Source organism: Paenibacillus sp. 2TAB23, from assembly GCF_052115165.1.
In the GTDB taxonomy this organism is placed as follows: Bacteria; Bacillota; Bacilli; order Paenibacillales; family Paenibacillaceae; genus Pristimantibacillus.
In genome coordinates, this window is sequence record NZ_JBFRGD010000016.1 from 24,027 (window position 1) to 42,028 (window position 18,002).

An 18,002-nucleotide genomic window follows, 5' to 3' on the forward strand; every position below is an offset into this window, starting at 1 on the left:
GTAGCTGTAATTGCCGAAGAAATAGCTGCCTAGTGTAGCTGTTCATAGCGCGACCTGCTACTATATGGTTATAGCAAGGAGGTACGTCTATGTATGCAGCTGGCTCGGAAGAGATTGAATCGATCATTCAGGCACAAAATGCTTTTTTTGAAAAGGGAATGACCAAGGATCTGCAATTCCGTCTCCGGCAGCTCGGCTTGCTTAAGCAAGCGATTAAGCGCTATGAGAAAGAGATTGTGGAAGCATTATTTCAAGATTTGCGCAAAAGCGAATTGGAAACGTACATGACCGAGATCATAATCGCAACGAACAGCATCACCCACACCATGAAGCAGCTTAAGAAATGGATAAAGCCGCAGAAGGTAAAAACACCGCTTTATTTGTTCCCGTCAAGCAGCCGAATCGTGAAGGAGCCCTATGGCACCGTTTTGATTATCGGGCCCTTCAATTATCCGTTCCAGCTCGTGATCGAGCCGCTTATCGGTGCCATTGCCGCAGGCAATTGCGCGATTGTGAAGCCTTCCGAGAATACGCCGCGTATATCCGCATTGATTCAACACATGCTCAACGAGACGTTCGAGCCTGAATATATCAAAGTCATTGAAGGAGAACGAGAAACCACGTCTTTGCTTATTCACGCGCCCGTTGATTATATATTTTTCACGGGAAGCATCGGTGTCGGCAAAATTGTTATGGAGGCTGCAGCCAAGCGGCTTGTTCCCGTTACGCTCGAGCTGGGCGGTAAAAGTCCCGTCATCGTCGATTCCACGGCGAATCTCGAGCTTGCCGCCAAACGCATAATCTGGGGGAAATGTCTCAATACCGGGCAAACCTGTATATCGCCCGACTATATGCTGGTCCATGAATCAGTAAAGGCGCCTTTGCTTTCCAAGATGAAGGAGGTTATTACTTCCTTCTACGGCTCTGACATTCAACAAAACAAGGATTATGGCCGAATTGTTAATCGAAGGCAGTTCGACCGGCTTGCAGCCATTTTAGAGAAGGATCAAGCCAGCATTGTTTTTGGAGGGCGAGCTGACGCTGCTGACCTGTTTATCGAGCCCACCTTACTCGACGGCATCACATGGGAAAGCGAAGCGATGTCTGACGAAATATTCGGTCCGATTCTTCCCATTATGACGTATCGTCATATAGACGAGGCCGTTCGCGCTATCAACGCCCGGCCCAAGCCGCTTTCCTTGTACCTGTTCACGGAAAGCAAGCCGCTTGAGCATGAAGTCATGAACCGTATATCCTTCGGCGGCGGCTGCATCAACGATACGATTCTGCATGCTTCTAATCCTCATCTTCCGTTCGGCGGGGTCGGTACTTCTGGTGTCGGCGCTTACCATGGGAAACATAGCTTCGACGTATTCTCGCATCAGAAGAGCATTCTGAGAAAGAGCGGAAAATTCGAGCTCGGGCTTGTGTTCCCGCCATATGACGGGAAATTGGAAAGAATCAAAAAGCTGCTCAAGTGAGCAGCTTTTTGATTCTTATTATAAAGCTGTATTTGAAACTTACTTCTGCTTCGCATCCGTTATCATAATTTCCCCATCATCGAAAAAGACCATCATCTTCATCGTTTCGCTAACGAAACGAACCGGAAGCAAGGTTACATTATTTCGAATTACGGCCGGCGAATCCAAAGTGATCGCCTTTCCGTTCACATATGCCTCTTTCTTACCTATGAATAACTCGATTTTAGTATTCTCTTTGACAAGTGTTATGCGTTGCTTCTGCTTATTCCAGTCTACTTTGGCTCCAAGCGCTTCTGCGATGAAACGCAGCGGCACCATCGTGCGCCCTTCCAGCTTAAACGGGGCAACCTCCAGCTTATAATCCTTCTCGTCAATCGTTGCTTCTTTTGAGTTAAGCTTTAGTCCGATGCTTCTAAAGCCTAACGGTGCATCGTTCACATAGTTGGAAGCCGGATCACCGAATTTCACCGGCTTCGAGGAAACCGTTCCATAGCTGGTTTCAACCTCCACAACGTAATACTCACCATTTTTGATTGAACCATTGTTGCTCGCGTATAGATCAAAAACGATGTTGCCGCGGAAAGCACCAACCGGCTCTTTCTCATCCTTCTTAAAACCCGGAGTTATAACCTTTTTCCCTTGCGAAATGCCGAGCAGCCAACCGGTTCCCGCACGATTCGTCCTCCAAATGCCTGGAGCTGTATGACCATCCTTATCTGTTCCGCGTAAAATCACGGCTAGAATATCCGTTTTTTGTACGAAATTGAGCTTTAGCTTGAAGTGTGCGTCGCTCTGTCCATCGGCTCCGAATTCAGCTACCCCGGTCTGATCAGAATCAAGATCCTGCCAACTAAATTCACGAATAGATACGGGCGCATAGGAGACCTCATTCTGAGCAAAAGGCGTAATGTCCGTCTTCACCGTGCCTATGCTCGTAACGATTTCCAGATAATAGTACTCCCCCTCTTTCATACCATTGTTATCCGAAGCGTATAATTCTAGCTCCGCTACCCCTTTAAATGTACCGAGCGAGGCTTGGAACTTTTTATTAATAATTTTCCCGTCTTGCACGACAGCAAGTAAATTACCAATCTCGCCAGCCTGGTCCTTCCAAGTCTTCCACATGCCATGACTCGTATCTTTTCCTTCAGCGTCCGCTGTTTTCATCGTAATGGACTTAATTTCAGCGCCTTCCCCAGCGTCGATTAAAACGCTTAGATGACCATCGCGAGTACCATCGGGCTTCTCCGCTGTGTCCAAAGAAATGCGGTCGTATTCCTTATCTAGGAAACGAAACGATTTAACCTGAACGCCCGCCGGAACTATTTGATCCGCAGCGTTCGCACTGCTTCCAACGACGAGAGAAAATAAGATCGTTGATGCCAGCAGAACAGATAACTTTTTTTTGTAAACCATTTTTCACAGCTCCTTCATCACATTTAATTTTAATGACAATAATGGTTTGAATGTGATTCTATTATTCTTAAATATCTATACTTTGTAATACCACAGGAGCAAATCATTCAGATCAGATTCATCATCCGCATGCCAGTCCTTATCCTCTGAATAGATACTCCTCTGAACCTTGATAATGCCGCTGCGCTTTGCCAATCGATTCATTTGGTTCTGCATGAATTTCGAATTGCAAAGCACGGTAACCTGCTCGCAATGCGGAAGAAACCAGCGTTGAAGCTCTTCCCATTTCTCTGTCACCTCATACTGGAAAGCAATCGGCTGACCCTTGGTCATCATCTTGCTGTTATCGATCAGCAGCTTTACTTTCTTGGATTCGAGCTGCCTGCAAGCAGCCTTTAAATCCAAGCTGAACCTCTTTACTTCGTCCGGGTGCAAAGCACCCGTAACCCGCCAGGCAATCAGGTTGTTCTCTCTATCCATGATATAGCTGAAGCGTTCGGCGAGAGGTCTGTCCAGCTCTCTTTTCAAAAACGATCTTTGCAAGGAAAATCGTTCGGAATCAAAAAAATAACTGATGTCCACGTCCAAGGTATCGCATAAAATTTCAATATTTCTCAGTGAAACATTCCGCTCTCCCCGTTCCACGGATCCGATATAGGATCGATCCAGCCCGGAGCGGCAGGCAAGCGTATCCTGAGACATCCCTGTCTGCGTACGCAATTCTCTCAAGCGCAATCCGAAATCTTTTAATATAGTCATGGGTAACCCCCTTCTTCTCTATAGTTATTTCTCCATCATAAATACCGGATGATGCAGAGTCGACGGACTATGAGTATCTATCCCAGCATAAGCTGAGTGAGCCATTTCGAGAAGGGTGAGAATTTTTCACCCTCCCACGGTATGAAAGTTGCTGGTACACTACAATAAATGAACATTGCACTTTATCTAATATGGATGACAGATAGGAGAACAGGTTTTATGAACATTCAATCCGAATTCGGACTCCGCTGCAAGCAATTAAGAGCTCGATCCGGCATGTCACAGGAGACATTAGCCTTTAAGTCAGGACTGGACCGAACCTATGTAAGCAGCATTGAACGAGGCGAACGAAATGTCAGCTTGTTGAGCATGGTCAAAATCGCTGCGGCATTTCATGTATCCTTGTCTTATATATTCTCGTTAGAACGTTTATCGGATAATCAGGCCTACCAGCCTCATGACTTCAATGAGCCTCTCTCCGAAAAATTCAAGTACATCATAGACTATGATAACCGAATTCTATCCTTTCAAATTAACGGCTTGCTCAATAAAACGCATACTGACCAAATGACTAAAACTTGGTTCAATCTAAGCAGCCTTATGGGCGGAAAGGAAGCTAAGGTTTTTTTCGACTATCGGAACATGAGAGCCTCTGACAACGAGCCTGCTGTTTTCTCCCCGGAGGTTTTAGAAAAAGCCGTCGAATTTCAAGAACAGCTGAATCAAAATTTCAGTCAAATCGTCGTGCTGTGCAACTCAGAATATATGGTTCACCAAATGAATTATGTTGCTTCATTAAGCAGCGCACCCAACAGGTCGGTACATCTATTCGGATCTGATCAAGATATGGCAGAGCATGCTTACCGTTTACTAGGAGTTAATGGAAATGAGCTTATAAAGTTTGCTGTATAGTCCTCTGTGTTCCTGTAGAAAAGCGGCTTGTGCAAGTAAACCGTCTTTTTCTGTTTAATATACAACTGGGGCAACAGCATGCTGCGGAATACGATTGCTTGCACCTCTCGGCTCGAGCTGGCTTTAAGCTTTTCGATAAGATTGCTGACATGATTTTTGGTCGTTTTCTCTGAGATCTGAAGCTGCTCCGCCAATTCACGATTGCTGAAGCCTGTTACTGAAAGAAGCTGGAGTACTTCCAGCTCGCGCTTTGTCAAATCGTATCTCTCCTTCAGCATCTGAAAGAATTGGACGGGCACAGGGTGATTCATTATGTTATTCTCCATCTAAGCAGCTCCCCATACTGTTTATTTGATCTGACCAATCATTCCTCCAGCATCGATTGCGCTTTGGTCTGCAGGCTTTCAAGCGCTTTATCTAGCGGGGTCTCCCCGTCTGCATAAGCTTGCAATTCCCGCTCCGCCAGCTCGTCGAACCTGCTGATAAACAAATCCGAAAGCAATTCCGCGTCCTTATACGTGTCGTTCTCTGACTTAGAAGGCTTCAGTCCATAGAATGCTTCCAGGTTATGCCCTTGATCATCTTTTATATAAGCTTTGCGGACTGAAAGCCCGCTCCTTACATTGCCTTTCGCTCTAACCCTAGCGTATTCCTCACTGTTTACATAGTCAATAAACGCCCAAGCAGCCTCGTCTTTGGTCGATTCGCTGTTAATGGCGAATATTTGATGAAAACCGTATGTTCCGTATTCGGGATCACTCGGATTGACCGGCATCGTCACTACATCCCAATTGCTTAAAGCCTTATCCGGAAGCATGGCCTGAGCCTGTATAATCTGGTCTACGAGAGGCGACCCGTCTATTGCCATCGCAGCCCTTCCCGCAACAAAGGGGTCCCTAAGAAGAAATATCTCTAACGTTGTACCTCCTGCCGCGCTGGGAGCAGTCTCTCGATACAAAGCACCGGAAGTAAGAGCCTTATGGGCCATCTCATAAACCATTTTCCAAGATTCTGTGTTTACCGTGACCTGCTGCTGTGCTGGTTTGACAAAGCTGAGACCCATCGTGTGGCCAATAATGTCCCCAAGCTTGTAGAGGCTCTCTTGCCCGCCGCCCAGCTTCAATCCGTAAACCCGACTTTCCTGCTCTTTGTCCGCAGGGAAACGGGCAGCCAACTGAAGCAGCTCATCCCAGCTCATCCTGTCACTCGGATACGGAATATTATAATGATCGAATAAATCTTTGTTATAGTAGATAGCCTTGCTATAGAAAACTGGAGTCATACCATTTAATTTACCGCCGCCCATCTCACGCAAATAATCCATAACACCCGGCACCATTCCTTCCTCGTCCAATGGATCTCGCCGAGCAAACGTATCAAGCTCCCTGAGCCTTCCTTTAGCCGACATTTCTTTATATTGAGCGGAGTCAAGCAAGACGACATCCGGCTTTTCCTTATCTATAAGCTTTTCTATTATGGCATTGTAGTCATTTCCTTGCTCGGCATTCGCAGCTTGGGTCGGTACGACCTCGATCTCGATCTCAGGATACAGAGCAGAGAACAGCATGCCATATTGCTGATAGAAGCTTTCTTCGCTGTCGTACATGACACGTATCGTTACGGGCTCCGTTATTCGATTGTCATCCCTGTTTCCAATACTGCAGCCGGTTAACACACCTATGGCTGCCACCAACATAATCAACGATCTGCATATTCTACGTTTGTCCATTTTTTTCTCCATTCTTTGATGTTTATCCGATTCGTTCAATTACATGACATGGAAGGAGGTCCCGCCACATCAGATACGTAATTATTTAGATCATATCTGTCGTATTCTTTATCACCACGAATGGCCTCCGTTCGCACGACCACCGATGCGTTCAACGATAAAGCGAAGCATCGCGTTATGATCCAGATCGTGCAAATCAGAATTTCATTTCTGCTTAACCTCCTCTTGAACCTTGTTTCCCATCACTTTAAATGGGGAGTAACCCCAAATTTCATTAGAACCATCGTAATTCACCTCTTGAATCGGAGTCGACGGACGATAAGTATCATTCGTACAAAAAAAAAAAGAAGACCGAGACTCCATACGGAGCATTCTCGATCTTCTTCTCTACCTATATTCGTTTATTTCGTTAAAAAGCGGCGCAGGGCAGCGATAAGCAAATCATGGTCCTCTTGATCCGGCAATCCGGACACGGTGATTGTACCGATCTGCCCTTCTCCGCGCACATGCAGCGGAAATGCCCCGCCAGCACCTACGTAATCGGCAAACGGAAGCCCATGCTTCGCTTCCATTGTCGTGCCTTCGCTTTGGAGCTGGCAAGCCATTCTCCATGAGCTGGTCCCGAAATGATTCGCGACATTATTCTTCCTCCGAATCCAATCCTCGTTCTCTGGCGATGTCCCTTCCATTGCATGAAGAAACTGCCGATGGCCGCCGCGCGTTACGTCTACCGTAATCCGCTTGCCCCTTTTCCTTGCTTCCTCTACGACTGCAAGCCCAAGCTCCAGCGCGGTATCATTCGTGAACTTGGAGAACTTCAGCTCCTGCTCCTCCTGCTCCATCTGTTGTATTCTTTCTTGAATCGTTAGTGTCATGGTCGCCCTGGCTCCTCTTTGCTCTGTCTCGCAAGGATGCATTTGCCATCCCTTTGCAACCATCATATCGCGAATTGCATGCCTTGCCAACAAACTCTCGCATCATTCCTCCAAGCGATATAGCAGGTAGCTCTCCCCTGCCGCAACCTGGAATGCGCCCTCCTCACAAGCGATAGATGCTCCCGCTTCATCGCGCACTTCAAATTCACCGCTGTGTGCAATCGTGCAAATTCCGTTTGCCGCTGCGGTTATTGAAGCACGTCTCCACTCGCCTCCATCCCATGCTATTCCGACCGTGAAGCCCCCCCTTGCTCTTAATCCAGATACACTTCCCTCCGGCCAAGCGCTTGGCAGAGCAGGAAGCAGCGCAATGGCAGCTTTATGGCTTTGCAGCAGCATCTCCGCTATGCCTGCGGTTCCGCCGAAGTTGCCGTCAATCTGGAATGGAGGTCCATCATTGAATAAATTGGCATGCGTCGAACGGGAAAGCAGCGTACGCACAAATCGATGCGCCTCCTCTCCATCCCGCAGCCTGGCGAATTGGTTGATCAGCCAGGCGCAGCTCCAGCCCGTATGCCCGCCGCCGTGAATCAGCCTGCGCTCCAGCGATATCCTCGCCGCCGCAAGAAGCTCCGGCGTTTCCTCCGTCATCCGTTCTCCCGGATGGAGGTCGTATAATTGGGAAATATGCCTATGGCCTGGCTCGCTTTCCTCGAAATCATAAAACCATTCCTGAAGCTGGCCCTGACTGCCGATCTGAAGCGGCGGGAGCTTTGCCAAAGCTGCCTCCAGCTCCTCTACGAATGGCGAATCGGCTTTTAATAATCGGCATGCTTTGATGCAGTGCGTGAACAGCTCGCGTATAACGCTGATATCCATTGTGCTTGCAAGCGATACGCTGCTTAATTCTCCGCCTTCTGTAATGAACTTATTCTCAGGCGAGGTCGATGGATTCGTTACCAAATAACCGCCGGGTCCCTCGATCAAGAAATCGAGTAAAAACATGGCGCTGCCCTTTAGCAGCGGATATGCCGTATTTTCCAGAAAATCGAGATCCAAGCTGTACGCATAGCGCTCCCACAAGTGCCGGGTCAGCCAAGCTCCGCCAAGCGGCCAAAACGCCCAGCTGGCATCCCCTCCGGTAGGGACGGTAGAACGCCACAAATCCGTATTGTGGTGAGCCACCCACCCCCTTGCGGCATAGTGGATTTTCGCCGTTCGCTGACCGGATTCTTCCAGCTCGCCAAGCATATCAAAAAGCGGACCATGGCATTCGCTAAGCGCGCATACCTCCGCGGGCCAATAATTCATCTGCGTATTGATATTGATCGTATAGTTGCTGTTCCATGGCGGCTGCACCTGATGGTTCCATATCCCTTGCAGGTTAGCCGGCTGCGTTCCGGGCCTTGAACTCGCCATCAGCAAGTATCGACCATACTGCAAATACAACGCTTCAAGCTGTGGATCCTCGCCCCCGTCCCGATAAGCAATCAGCCGTTTATCAGTTGGCTGTTCCGCAGCTGCCGTCATGCCGAGATCCAGCTCAACTCTGCCAAACATCCGGGTATGATCCTTTGTATGATTGCTGCGCAGCTCGCTGCTCCCGCGCTTCTCAGCGGCTGCCATCCGATCCGTACAGCGTGCGCTTGCCGCTTGTAATCCAGCAGGCGCTTTATCATAACGGACAAAGTCGGTAGCAGCAGCAAGTAACAGCGTCACCTGTCGCGCACCTGTAATATGCAGCCTTCCATCCGGGGTTTCGCTTACCGCGCCATCCTCAAGCAGCACCTTTAGCTGAAGCTCGAAGGATATGCCGCCTCCATCCTCGAACAAGATCGGATGAGGATGATCTCCCTTATAATTGTCAGCGACGTGAGTCGGGCAATGCCCGGTGAGAACCAGCTTATCGCGCTCTGCGCAGGCCTTATGCGGAAGCAGGGAGTCAAGCGATACGAGCAGCTCCAGCTCTCCTGCGCTTGCTTCATAGGTAACGACCATGACGTCATCCACAGCGCTGACATAAGCTTCTCTTAGCACTTTCCCTTTGCCCAACTCGTATTCCGTCGATGCTATGCCCGTTGCCAAATCCAGCTCGCGTTTGTAGCTGCCACTATCATTCGCCGGATGCCCTACATGCTCGACCCATAGATTTCCTAGCGGCTGATACGGCTCCGTATTTACCCCGAGCATCTTCTCATTGATCAACTGTTCGGCTTCGGCATATTCACCGCTGTCTACACTGGCCCGCGCCTTTTTCAAATACCTAAGCGCTTCATAATTGTTCGTATCACGCGGGAAACCCGCCCAAAGCGTATCCTCGTTCAATTGTATCCGTTCGCAGCCCGTGCCTCCGAATACCATTCCGCCAAGCCGCCCGTTTCCGATCGGCAGCGCTTCTTCCCATTTCATTGCGGGAAGCTCATACCATAGCTTCCAGATTTGTTGTTCGATACCAGGCCTGTTCACACCAATTTCCCCCTTCGCATACTACTGGATCGTACCCCTCAGCAAAGAAAAGAGCGGACAAGCTTCCCTGTCCGCTCCGCTATTATTTAATGCCTATTTATTATTTGATGCCTTTTTTCTCCAGATCGGCCAGATGGCGCTCATACATAACCTTCTCAACCTTGTCTGCTCCTACTTTGTCCATATCCTTCACGAAATCATTGTAGATGTCGTCGAATTCCTTATCGGTCCCCGCCAGCACGAGCATCGGTATCGTTTTGTTCCAAAGGTTTTTAATTTTGGCGTTAATTACACCCTCCGGTGTTGAACCCTCTGGCTCGATATTCTCAAGCCCTAGCGAGAAGCTGTCGAAATTGTATTTCTTTAGCAAATCCTTAGCCGCCGCTTGCTCAGGCTGCTTCTCATCGAAATCACGTTTGTCTGCAGCATCCCACAGCTTGCCCGAGCGCCACATCAACGTGGAAGCCGTAAAGCCATATTGACTATACCATGCGTTATTGTCGCTAAGCTCAAGCGCCTTCACTTCATCCTTCGCTTTCGGCAGGCCGTCGATCATCTCATACGTTTCGCCTTCTTTGCCATAACGGAAATCCAGCTGTCCTTCGTCCGACCATGCATACTCAAGGAACTTAATGATGCGTTCCGGATTTTTTGCCTTTTTCGTAATGAAGAAGCCCTGCCAGCCCATTAGGCGGCTCGCCGGATAACGAGGCTCTTGTCCGCCGACCTTCAAGCCGTCGAGTACGACATACGTTTTATCCTCGCCCAGCGTGCTTTTGATCTTCGGATTATATTGCGTATACATGCCATTCATGAAGGCAGAGGTTACGATAAAATTAGCGCCATAAATTTTCTCGTCATATTGCTCTTGCTTCGCTATCAGCTGCTGCGAATCGAATAATCCGTTTTTCGCCAGGCCGTTCACATAACGGAATGCGTCGATGAACTTCGTATCCCGCATCGGATACAGCACGCGCTGCGTGTCGTCCTTGATCCGGTTCTCCATATTCATCGGCGAAAACGAATCAATGAGATAATCCATCGATAGGCTGCCTTGGAAGCCCCACATCGATACGTCAAATGATTCCATGCCGACCGGGCTCAACTCCGGATACTTCGCTTTCGCTTGCTCCAAAAATTGCTGAAGCTGCTGCTCCGTCTCAATCTTCGGTTCGCCAAGCGCTTTGTAAATGTCTTTGCGCACAAACCATGGACGAATGCCCGTAATCGGAATGCCGTTTGTAAGGCGCTCTTCCGTTTCGTAGTTATTAGGCAAATACCACAGCTTGCCGTCCACGGAATGGTATTTGATAATTTCAGGGTCAATCAGATCCCATAGCTTTGGCGCATATTTGTCGATAAGCTCATCCAACGAATACAGCATGCCGTTGTTAATCAGCTTCGTCACTTGCGGATGGTTCCAATCGAGCATGAGAGTATCAGGCAAATCGTTTGAGGCAATCAATGTATTCAAGAAATCGTTATCATTGCCGGTAGCAAGAAAACGGTCAATTGTAACGCCTGTTTTCTCCGTAATTTGCTTCATATTGAGCTGATCTTTCCACAAATAGTTGGATGCCCAAGTACCATAGAAATATTGGCGGAACGTAAATGGCGAAGTATCCTGCTTCCATTCGAGCTCATTCGGATCGCTGGATGTCTGCGGCGCATTCGCGGCATTGCCTGTCTCTGTGTTGGCACCGCCATTGCTTGCCGCCGGCTCGTTATTTTTGCCGCTGCTGCAGCCTGTAATCGCTAAAGCCAGCACAAGAATGAATGCCAAAGCAGCCGTAAGCGATTTTCTGTTTGATTGGTTCATGATGAATGAATCCTCCCTTTTCGAATTGCTTCTATATATCGGGCAGTTTGCCCGCGGAAGCCGTTGATTAGCCTTTGACCGAGCCGATCATGATGCCTTTGACAAAATATTTTTGCAGGAAGGGATAAGAGAATACGATCGGCAGCGTCGTAATGACCATCGTTGCCAGCTTCACGGATTCCGCAGTCACTGCTTTCATCCCCAGATTGCTTGCCATTAAGCTTACATTGCTGTTCGAGCTAATAATTTGCATAAGGATTTGCTGCAGCGTCCGCAGGCTCTCACCGCCGTACAGCATTGCGTCAAACCAAGAGTTCCAGTGGAACACCGCATTATAGAGCGCGATAGTAGCAAGTACAGGCTTAGAGACCGGCAGGACAAGGCGCCAAAATATCGTCAGCTCATGAGCGCCGTCCACTTTGGCCGATTCCTCCATTTCCTTCGGTATACCCCGGAAGAAGGTAATCATAATCAAGGCATTGAACACGCTGAACAAATTGGGCAAAATATAAGCCAAGAAGCTGCCCTTAAGATGAAGATATTGGGCAATGAGCAAATACTGCGGAATAAGGCCGCCACTGAAATACATGGTGATAATGGCCAGAATAAGAAACAGCTTGCGGCCAAGCAGCTCCGGCTTCGATACGCCGTACGAGAACGCTGCGGTGAAAAGGACGGCAGTAGCCGTTCCTACAATCGTACGCAGCACCGTTACTACAAAGGCGTTGATTAGGCTCTCGTCCTGCAGCACCATTTTGTAATTCTCGAAGGAAAGCAAGCGCGGCCAGAAGGTAATGCCGCCCCGCGCCGCATCGGCAGGATCGTTAAGCGAAGTAATCAATATATTATAGAACGGATACAAGGTTACGAAGGCAAGCAGCACGAGCAGCACGACATTCGCCGCGTCGAACAGCTTCTCCCCCGTTGTCCGGTGTACAGCATTCATAGCTAACCCTCCTTTGTTAAACTATAAGGCTTTATATATTTCACGCGATAAAGTATTCTTCTATTCCTGCGAGAAACGGATACCCTCCTCATGCAGAGGGGCGAAGCCGTTTCTTCTTGTGACTAGCTGGATGGTCGGTGCCAGCTTGCGGTTAGAACAGGCTTTCCTTTGTCATTTTGCGTGATGAGTAGTTGGCCCCCAGCATAAGCAGGAAGGCGACGACGGATTGGAACAAGCCTACCGCGGTACCATATGAGAACCTTCCAAGCACAAGACCCATCTCATAGGAGTAGATCGACAGCACATTCGCTTGATCCTGGGTCATCGAATTTTTCATGAGGAACAGCTGATCAAAGTTGGCATTCACAAGACCGCCGACGTTCAGAATGAGCAGGATGACGACCGTCGGCTTAATCGCCGGCAAGGTCACATGCCATATTTTGCGAAAACGTCCCGCACCGTCCACCGTTGCCGCTTCATACAGCTGCGGGTCAATGCTCGCGATCGCCGCTAGGAATATAATCGAGTTCCATCCGATGTTTTTCCATACTTCCGATACGACAACGAGTGTCGTGAAGGTTTTGGGATCGCCCATAAGCAGCTGATCCTGCGTGATCAGGCCGAGCCATTGAAGCAGTCCGCTGAGCGCTCCCGTTCTCGGATCAAGCAGCGTGTACATGAAGCCGACAACGAATACCCATGAAATAAAGTAAGGCAGATAAGACAGCGATTGCACAACCTTCTTCAGCCGCTGCGCTCTTAGCTCATTGAGCATAATTGCCAGCAATATCGGCGCAGGGAATCCGAACAGCAGCTTCAGGAAGCTGATTTTAAACGTATTGGCAACCGAATCCAAAAAGCTTGGATCAATAAACAGCTCTTTGAAATTGGCTAGGCCGACCCAAGGGCTGAAGGTGAAGCCCTGCACCGGGTTGTACTCCTCGAATGCAATAATAATGCCGTACATCGGCACGTAATGGAATATAATTAGCCAAATGACAGCCGGCAGCGTTAGGATCATTAAGTAGCGCTGTGCCCATAACCGCTTGCCGAAAGGGCTTCGCGCAGTCCCGCTGCTTGCTTTGGGCCTTGCGGCCATAGTCAAGTCCTCCATCTGTCCACCCCTTCTCTTGATGTTTTCCCTGCTCTTATTGTAGAAGATAGATAGGCAGCGATATATATCAAAAAGTGTGGTTTGTTTCGTTAATCAACGCACTTTTAGAAACGCTTACATTTTCCGCCTATATTTAAAACGGCTGCCTGTCGCTCAGGCAGCCGTTCGTTTTTTTCTTCGAGTTCTCATTTGCGATGCAGCATATCCTGGTACTCCCCCGGCGAAATGCCGAACGCATTTTTAAACACGGTGCAGAAGTAAGAGGTGCTTGGAATGCCTACTTCCTGGGCGACTGCCGCAACTTTATAATGAGGCAAAGCCAGAAGTGACTTGGCCCTCTCCATTCTCATCGCTGCAAGCCGGTCGTGAAACGATTGCCCCGTCGTCTTCTTATATAAAGATCCTAAATAATTAGGCGACAAGAATACCTCTTCCGCTATGGACTTCAGACTGATATCCGATGACATGTACTTCTGCTCGATCAATTTGTTTACTTGGCGGATGACATACTCTTCTTTTCCGTCGCGCTTCTCTCTGATGGCTTTAACCGTTTCTGTAATAAAATGCAGCGTGTACACTTTGATAGCGGCAAGCGTCGGCAGCGCGTAGAGCTGTTCGCCAGGGTCCGTGCCAAGGCGCTCCTCGGTTTGGCTCGTGCCTGCCAGCACGGACAGCTCGAAGAGAAGTCCGCTTATATAATGGCGAATGTAGTCGCCGTCTGCGCCTCGCCGTTCCACCAGCGCTAGGAACATTTCCTCCGCGCTGGCAATGGCTTTTGCTTCATCAAGAGCATGGACGGCATGGACGATAGCTTTAACGTGCTGGCTGCTCCGCTGGAGGAAATCGGCGACCTCGCTTAGAAATCCCGCTCTCTCCCGTTCCACCTGCTCCAGGCTGACAATACCGCCTTCGTCCCAGAACGCTGCATAGGCCAGCACCTGCTCTGCCTGCTTGACAGACTCCGCAATATGGGATAAACCATCTACAACCGTACCTGCTCCAATCTTTATATTGGACAGCCATAACCATCCGCTATCTCCCGCCAGTCGCCTTGCAAGCATAGCAGCGAACTCCGCTTGCTGCCCCTTGGGCTCTGGAATAACGACGATCCACTGCCCCTCCCGATTATCCGAATATGCGATTATACACGGAATAGGGAATAGATTACGCAGCCGCTCCATGGTTCGGTCCTGCTTCGTCTCCGTGATTGCATACGCCACAAATCTGCCATGCTCGGAGCCGAGTCCCTCTGCTTGCGCCACCTCCCTGACGTGCTTTGGCTCTAACGTTCCGAAGAGCAAATCATGCAGCCACTTTTCTTTCATCCGCTCGCGATGCTCCTCGACCTCAGCCCGCAGCTTCTCTCTCTCTTGCTTGAACTGAACATCCTCCTCGCATTCGCGGATCACTTTCTGGACCGCTTCGAGCAGCTTCTGCTCACTGATAGGCTTCAGGACATAGTGGCTCGCTCGTATATCAATGGCTTTGCGCGCATATTCAAAATCACCGTAGCCTGTCAAAATAATAATTCGGATATGCGGCTTGATCTCCTTGATTCTGCGGGACATCTCTAGGCCGTCCATGCCCGGCATCCGGATATCGGTAATAATGATATCCGGGTCCAGCTCCTGCGTATGCTCCAGACCTTCAATTCCGTCGCGTGCTGTACCGGACAGCTCAATGCCTAGGGATTCCCAGTCGAGGAAATCGACTAGACCTTCCCGCTCCCAACGCTCGTCTTCTACGATCAGCAATTTATACATAGTCACGCTCTCTCCTTGGCAAACGTAATCATTACCGACGTTCCAATGCCTGGTGCGCTGTGAATGCGGAAGGCATGCTTATCGCCATAATAAGAATTTAACCGCTCCGTTATGTTTTTCACCGCATAGCCGCTGCCGCTCGTACGCTCAATATTGCCGACAAGCAACGCGGCAAGCCGCTCCTTGGACATGCCGACACCATCGTCAATTACCTTGAAGCAAAGCATGTCATCAGCCTCAAGCGATGCTTTAATTTGCAGCGTACCCCGGTCCCGCTTTGGCTCGATCCCATGATTCAGCGCATTTTCAACGATGGGCTGAAGGATATTTTTGACGACGCAATACTCATAGACGCGCTCATCGATATCATAAACGACATCAAACATTTCCTCGAACCGGAACTTTTGGATCGCTAAATACGCCTTCACCATCTCCAGCTCGTCCTTAATCAGAATTTCCCGTCTTCCTTTATTTAGCACCAGCCGGTAAAACTGCGCTAACGCACCTGACAAATGGACGATTTCCGTTGAATTCGCTTTTCGTGCTACCCACGAAATGGTTGCCAGCGTATTGTAGAGAAAATGCGGATTAACCTGCGACTCCAGCGCCTTTAGCTCCGCTTCACGCTCCATCAGCTGGCTTTTGTACACCGTCTCGACCAGCTCGTGAATCCGTTCGGTCATATGGTTGAAGCTAATCGCAATTTGAGAAAACTCATCATTGGATTGGACAGGCACAGAGACGGTTAATGAGCCTTCTTTTACCCGTTTCATGGCCAGTACAATCCGCTTAAGCCGCGATAGCAGGGCATTCGTAATGAAATAGACGACAAAACCGAGCACGACAAGCGCAATGAGCAGAATGCCCGTAATGGAGAAAGCAGACTCCTTCACCTTCTCATTCAGCCCGCTGACGGGAAATATCCCGATTAAGCGCAGCTCAAGATCATGCAGCGGCACCGAAATCACGACAGACTTGCGGCCGTCTACCTTAAGCACCTGATTAAACCCTGTATCAATCGGCAGCTGTGCCAAGCCTTCATCCGTAATTTGCTGCTTGAACAATCCGCTCTTATTGCTGGATACGACATGGTTATCCCGATCAATCATAAACAGATCGCCGATCTGGCCCGTACTCTCCGAATTCAATATATCGAATAAATCACTCTCTAATATTTCAATTTCAAGCAAGCCCACCGTATCGAAATACCGAATGGAATTAATTTTCTGATAGAAGGAAAATACGTTCTCCGGCTCACCGCGCTTCGGAATATTCAAGAGCAGCTTCTCGGTGTGGAGCCCGCGCCAGCCGAATATATTCGTATCATCGCTCGTAACCTCCCTCACCCATGGCTGATCCTCGATGCGGGAGATTTGATAGAAGCTGTCATAAATCTCTGGAATTGACGGGTTCGTCATATACACGCGCAGCGAATGCACGCTTGGGTTCTGCCGCAGCACATTTTCCACATAGGGGCTAATGTTCGACGTGTAATCGTCATAGGCGAACGAGTTTTTATTGAAATCGCTTCCCAAAAAGGTTTGAAGCCTAATATCCGAGGTAAGCAGCTTCGATATGTTCTGAATCATACTCATCTTGTTCATCAAGCTGTTGCGCGTTTGCAGCAGGTTCTGCTCCATAACCATCTGTGCCTGCGATACGGCCGAACCCGATAATTGCAAATACAAATAAATGCCGCAGGCGGACAAGGAAACAGCCAGAATACAAAGAAACGTCGCAACGAATTTCCAGGTCACGCTTAAATTTCGGAACAGCTTCGTTATTTTATGCATAAGCCTAACCTTCTCCTCATGGTGTAAACGCAAGAAACCGGCTTCCTGTCGATGCCGGCTTGGTCTCCTTACCTATACAGCGTTTTCCCAAATGGGTATGTTCTATTCGCCCGCAGCTTCTTTGTCCAGCACCGTTTCCAGCCATTTCCGTGCAATCAGCTCATGTCCGGCAGCCGTAGGATGCACCCCATCCCATAGCCAGTAGCTGGCATCTGCCCTTGTGCAAGCCTCATCAAACGCTGCCTGCAGCGGAACAAAAATCGCGCCGAACTGGCCTGCAAGCTCGCGTACCGTGTGACGGTAAGCCGTTATCCGCTCCGACCACGCCTGCCAATTCTGGCTTGGCGCCCCTGTGTTCAGAATAAAAGGCTCGCAAAGCACAAGCTGCGCTTCGGGCAGAACCTGCTTCGTTTCTTCCAAAATATGGCGGTATGCCCGCTCATAGCGATCCGTAATTCCGCTGGCCTCTCCGTTCATCGACCGCCAAGCATCATTCACGCCGACCAAGATGCTGATGATGTCGGGATTCAAGCTGATCGCGTCTTCATTCCATCTCGCATAGAGATCCGAGGCTCTATCGCCGCTTATTCCTCGGTTGATGATGAGTGGCTGCTGCTCTGCCCATACGAAGCTGAGTCTGGCTCCCACAATGTAAGCATAGCTGTGCCCCAGTATATGATTGGGATCGTCGGTTCTTCCCCTTGCCCCATCCGTAATCGAGTCGCCTTGAAAAAGAATCACTCTTTTTTCCATCATGGAATGCCCCTTTGCCTATCTCTTTCGGATCTCTAGCATCCGTATGTTTATTATAGGCGAAAAAGATCATTTTCGTAATTTCAAAAATCAACGATCCTATCCATAATCAACGGAGGATGCAGAGAAGCAGGTAGGTCTAATTCAGCAGGAATGTCCGATATGAATATCAACCA

At 49.0% G+C, this 18,002-nt stretch carries 14 protein-coding genes; 2 read left to right on the forward strand and 12 right to left on the reverse strand.

Going from position 1 to position 18,002, the window contains the following annotated elements:
* Positions 1-89: 89 nt before the first annotated feature.
* Positions 90-1,481: an aldehyde dehydrogenase gene (locus AB4Z29_RS21245; protein WP_441944995.1), complete on the forward strand. Its 1,392-nt coding sequence runs from the start codon at positions 90-92 to the stop codon at positions 1,479-1,481.
* A gap of 39 nt (positions 1,482-1,520) precedes the next feature.
* Here AB4Z29_RS21245 and AB4Z29_RS21250 read toward each other — a convergent pair whose 3' ends face one another.
* Positions 1,521-2,897 (reverse strand): copper amine oxidase N-terminal domain-containing protein, encoded by a 1,377-nt coding sequence (locus AB4Z29_RS21250; protein ID WP_441944996.1) that lies wholly within the window; start codon positions 2,895-2,897, stop codon positions 1,521-1,523.
* Between the two features lie 75 nt (positions 2,898-2,972).
* Positions 2,973-3,656 (reverse strand): helix-turn-helix domain-containing protein, encoded by a 684-nt coding sequence (locus tag AB4Z29_RS21255; protein WP_441944997.1) that lies wholly within the window; start codon positions 3,654-3,656, stop codon positions 2,973-2,975.
* Positions 3,657-3,875: 219 nt separating this feature from the next.
* Between AB4Z29_RS21255 and AB4Z29_RS21260 the strand changes: the two genes are divergently transcribed.
* The gene (locus tag AB4Z29_RS21260; RefSeq protein ID WP_441944998.1) at positions 3,876-4,568 is read left to right on the forward strand and encodes a helix-turn-helix domain-containing protein; all 693 of its coding nucleotides are present in this window, start codon (positions 3,876-3,878) and stop codon (positions 4,566-4,568) included.
* On the opposite strand, the gene AB4Z29_RS21265 is transcribed toward AB4Z29_RS21260, so the two are convergent.
* The 10 genes from AB4Z29_RS21265 to AB4Z29_RS21310 form a co-directional block, all read right to left on the reverse strand.
* The gene (locus tag AB4Z29_RS21265; protein WP_441944999.1) at positions 4,517-4,894 is read right to left on the reverse strand and encodes a response regulator transcription factor; all 378 of its coding nucleotides are present in this window, start codon (positions 4,892-4,894) and stop codon (positions 4,517-4,519) included. The genes AB4Z29_RS21260 and AB4Z29_RS21265 overlap by 52 nt on opposite strands.
* A 38-nt stretch (positions 4,895-4,932) precedes the next feature.
* Positions 4,933-6,297 (reverse strand): ABC transporter substrate-binding protein, encoded by a 1,365-nt coding sequence (locus tag AB4Z29_RS21270; protein ID WP_441945000.1) that lies wholly within the window; start codon positions 6,295-6,297, stop codon positions 4,933-4,935.
* Between the two features lie 401 nt (positions 6,298-6,698).
* Positions 6,699-7,172 (reverse strand): heme-degrading domain-containing protein, encoded by a 474-nt coding sequence (locus AB4Z29_RS21275; RefSeq protein WP_441945001.1) that lies wholly within the window; start codon positions 7,170-7,172, stop codon positions 6,699-6,701.
* 102 nt (positions 7,173-7,274) lie between these two features.
* Positions 7,275-9,638: a glycoside hydrolase family 95 protein gene (locus AB4Z29_RS21280; protein WP_441945002.1), complete on the reverse strand. Its 2,364-nt coding sequence runs from the start codon at positions 9,636-9,638 to the stop codon at positions 7,275-7,277.
* Between the two features lie 100 nt (positions 9,639-9,738).
* On the reverse strand, positions 9,739-11,457 hold the full coding sequence (locus tag AB4Z29_RS21285) for an extracellular solute-binding protein (RefSeq protein ID WP_441945003.1): 1,719 nt from the start codon (positions 11,455-11,457) through the stop codon (positions 9,739-9,741).
* A gap of 67 nt (positions 11,458-11,524) precedes the next feature.
* Positions 11,525-12,403, reverse strand: coding sequence for a carbohydrate ABC transporter permease (locus AB4Z29_RS21290; RefSeq protein ID WP_441945004.1), 879 nt, complete (start codon positions 12,401-12,403; stop codon positions 11,525-11,527).
* A 151-nt stretch (positions 12,404-12,554) separates the two neighbouring features.
* Positions 12,555-13,517: an ABC transporter permease gene (locus tag AB4Z29_RS21295; protein ID WP_441945005.1), complete on the reverse strand. Its 963-nt coding sequence runs from the start codon at positions 13,515-13,517 to the stop codon at positions 12,555-12,557.
* Positions 13,518-13,702: 185 nt separating this feature from the next.
* Positions 13,703-15,280, reverse strand: a complete 1,578-nt coding sequence (locus AB4Z29_RS21300) for a response regulator (RefSeq protein ID WP_441945006.1) — start codon at positions 15,278-15,280, stop codon at positions 13,703-13,705.
* A 2-nt stretch (positions 15,281-15,282) separates the two neighbouring features.
* Positions 15,283-17,073 carry a cache domain-containing sensor histidine kinase gene (locus tag AB4Z29_RS21305; protein ID WP_441945007.1) on the reverse strand — a complete coding sequence of 597 codons (1,791 nt, stop codon included), beginning with the start codon at positions 17,071-17,073 and terminating at the stop codon, positions 15,283-15,285.
* Between the two features lie 102 nt (positions 17,074-17,175).
* Positions 17,176-17,829: an SGNH/GDSL hydrolase family protein gene (locus tag AB4Z29_RS21310; RefSeq protein WP_441945008.1), complete on the reverse strand. Its 654-nt coding sequence runs from the start codon at positions 17,827-17,829 to the stop codon at positions 17,176-17,178.
* Between the last annotated feature and the right edge of the window lie 173 nt (positions 17,830-18,002).